Annotated in this window: 3 protein-coding genes; all 3 read left to right on the top strand. The window is 43.9% G+C overall.

Features of this window, described 5'->3' with window-relative positions; genetic code table 11:
• Positions 1-444 (top strand): NAD(P)H-dependent oxidoreductase subunit E (locus NTV63_01745; protein ID MCX6709658.1); only part of this gene is annotated, 444 nt, incomplete at its 5' end.
• Positions 441-2,252: a 4Fe-4S binding protein gene (locus tag NTV63_01740; GenBank protein ID MCX6709657.1), complete on the top strand. Its 1,812-nt coding sequence runs from the start codon at positions 441-443 to the stop codon at positions 2,250-2,252. The genes NTV63_01745 and NTV63_01740, both read left to right, overlap by 4 nt.
• A gap of 1 nt (position 2,253) precedes the next feature.
• Positions 2,254-2,877 (top strand): 2Fe-2S iron-sulfur cluster-binding protein (locus NTV63_01735; protein ID MCX6709656.1); only part of this gene is annotated, 624 nt, incomplete at its 3' end.

The raw sequence follows: 2,877 nt of genomic DNA, 5'->3' as shown, positions 1-2,877 counted from the left end.
GTGCTTGAGATAGTCAAAAGGCACTCAAGGGAAAAAAGCCCGCTTCTAATGGTGCTTGAGGACATTCAGCTTGAATTTGGGTTCATACCAAAAGATGCAGCGATTGCCCTTGAAAAGGAGATGAATATTCCGCTTTCCCGGATTTCCTCAATAATCACATTCTACAATGACTTCAAAACAGAAAAGAGGGGGCTTCATCTTGTAAGGGTGTGCCTTGGAACTGCATGCTGCGTCCGGAATGCAAACACCCTTCTTGGCGCAATTGAAGATGAACTTAAGATTAAGAGCGGAAAAACAACTCCTGACAACAAGGTTACTCTTGAAACAGTAAACTGCTTCGGTGCATGCGGCTTAGGGCCGATAATTGATGTTGATGGCAGAATAATCGGAAAGTGCGACGAGAAAAAGGCAAGGGCAATAGCAAGGGAATTGATGAAAAAATGATAAAGATAAAAGTCGGGCTTGGCTCATGCAGTATATCTGCTGGCGCTCTTGAAATCTATAATGAATTTGAAAAAGAGCTCTCAAAAAAACCTTCTTTTGTCCTGAGTAAGACGGGGTGCATCGGAAGCTGCTATCTTGAGCCGATTGTTGCATTATTTGTGAATGATTTTGAGCCTATTCTTTTCTCAGAGGTTGTTCCAAAAGATACAAGGCAGATACTCGCATTTGCACAGAAGCTTGGAAAAAATTTAAAACCTTTCCACAAGAAAATTTTTGCAAAGATAAGGAGCGGGAAAAAAGTTCTTGAAAAAATTCCTTACCTTGATGAAACCGGATTTTACCTTCACCAGAAAAAGCGCGTCTCAAGAAGGTGCGGGCTGATAAACCCGGAAGACATAAATGATTACATTTCAATGGACGGATTTTCTGCGTTGAAAAAGGCGCTTTCCATGAAGCCCGAAAAGGTTATTGAAGAAATCAAAAAATCAGGGCTTCGGGGAAGGGGTGGCGCAGGATTTCCCACCGGAGACAAATGGGAGCTCCTGAGAAAGGCGCCCGGAAATGAGAAATACCTTGTGTGCAATTTTGATGAAGGTGATCCCGGGGCATTCATGAACAGGGCGCTTGTTGAATCAGACCCTTTTGAAGTGATTGAGGGAATAATAATTTCAGCATACGCATCAGGTGCAAAGGGCGCATTCATATACACGCGGGCTGAATACCCTCTTGCCGTAAAAAGGCTGAAAAACGCAATAGAGGAATCAGAAAAGCATAATTTTCTCGGAAAAAAAATACTTGGAACGCCATTTTCCCTTTCAATTGAAATGAGGATTGGAGCAGGCGCATTTGTGTGCGGAGAGGAAACTGCACTCATACGCTCAATAGAGGGATTTTCAGGAAGGCCTCATCCAAAGCCGCCATACCCAACTGAAAAAGGGCTCTGGGGATTCCCTACTGCAATAAACAATGTTGAAACCATTTGCAATGTCCCTGAAATCATCCTGCGGGGAGCTGAATTTTTCAGAAGTTCAGGAACAGAATCCTCTCCTGGAACAAAGATGTTCTCGCTTTCAGGAGACATAAAAAAAACAGGATACATTGAAATCCCCTTCGGAACAACCCTTCACCAGATTTCTGAAATTGCTGATTTTGGAAAAGATGATTTCAAGGTTGTCCAGCTTGGCGGCCCTTCAGGGGGAATGATTGGAAAAGCCCAGTTTGAAATGCCGATTGACTATGAAAGCGTAAAAAAGGCTGATGCAATTGTCGGCTCAGGAGGGCTTGTTGTTGTTGGAAAAGGAAAAAGCATGATTGACTGCATAAAGTATTCTCTCAGATTTATTGTGTCAGAGAGCTGCGGAAAGTGCACTCCCTGCAGGGAAGGCACAATGAGGATGCTTGAAATAATTGAAAGGATATCTGAGGGGAAGGGCACTCCCGAAGACATGCTGAATCTCCATGTGCTTTCAAACACCATAAGAAGCACAGCCATATGCGGGCTCGGACAGACCGCCCCAAATCTTATATTCTCAAGCATAAGGAATTTCTTTTCTGAATATGAGGAAAATATTCCTGAGTGGAAGGGAAGAAAGCCGAATATTGTGCGGTATGAAATAACAGCAGGCGAATGCAGGGGCTGTCATCTCTGCGCAACAATATGCCCTAAAAGCGCAATAAGCGGAAAGAGCGGCGAAATCCATGAGATAAATGATGCAATGTGCGTAAGGTGCGGGATGTGCTTTGCCGAATGCCCGTTTAAGGCAATCTCTGAGCACCTTGCAGACAGGAAAAATTCAACTGGAAAATAAGATGGATGAAGAAAGAAAGGAAAAGGAAAGCGAAAAATCATTTTCAATAGAAGTTAATGGGAAAAAAATCAAAACAAAAGAGGAACTTTTATTGAATGCCCTGAAAGTGTCGGGCTTTGACATTCCCCATCTGTGCTCTGATGATGATTTCAAGCCCCTTGCAAACTGCAGGCTCTGCATAGTTGAGGCAGACGGAAGGATTGTTGCTTCCTGCAACACCCCTATAATGGATGGAATGAAAATCAGGACAGACACTGACGAGATAAGGGAAGCAAGAAGGCACAATCTTGAATTGATTCTCTCAAACCATCCACTTGACTGCGACTACTGCTACAAGAACCTCCATTGCGAGCTTCAGAGCCTTGCTGAAAAAATAACAAAGAGCACAAGATACAATGGGGCAAAAAGGCAGTATGGAAAGGATGAATCATCATCTTCGCTCTCAAGGAACATGGACCAGTGCATTCTCTGCGGAAGGTGCATTGAGGCGTGCGAAAAGCAGGGGATAAACATTCTCAATTACCATCTGAGGGGATTTTCAACAATTGTTGCCCCTGCATTCAACTCAAAGATTGCAGACACTCCCTGCATATCCTGCGGACAGTGCGCGCTGCACTGCCCGACT

The organism is Candidatus Woesearchaeota archaeon (genome assembly GCA_026394965.1).
Taxonomy (GTDB): Archaea; Nanobdellota; Nanobdellia; order Woesearchaeales; family 0-14-0-80-44-23; genus JAPLZQ01.
The sequence above is the reverse complement of the archived record's forward strand: the minus strand, read 5'-3'. Positions and strand labels throughout refer to the sequence as shown.

Excerpts from the sequence above, each read along its gene's own strand:
- NTV63_01740 (MCX6709657.1), top strand. The coding sequence starts at position 441 with ATGATAAAGATAAAAGTCGGGCTTGGCTCATGCAGTATATCTGCTGGC.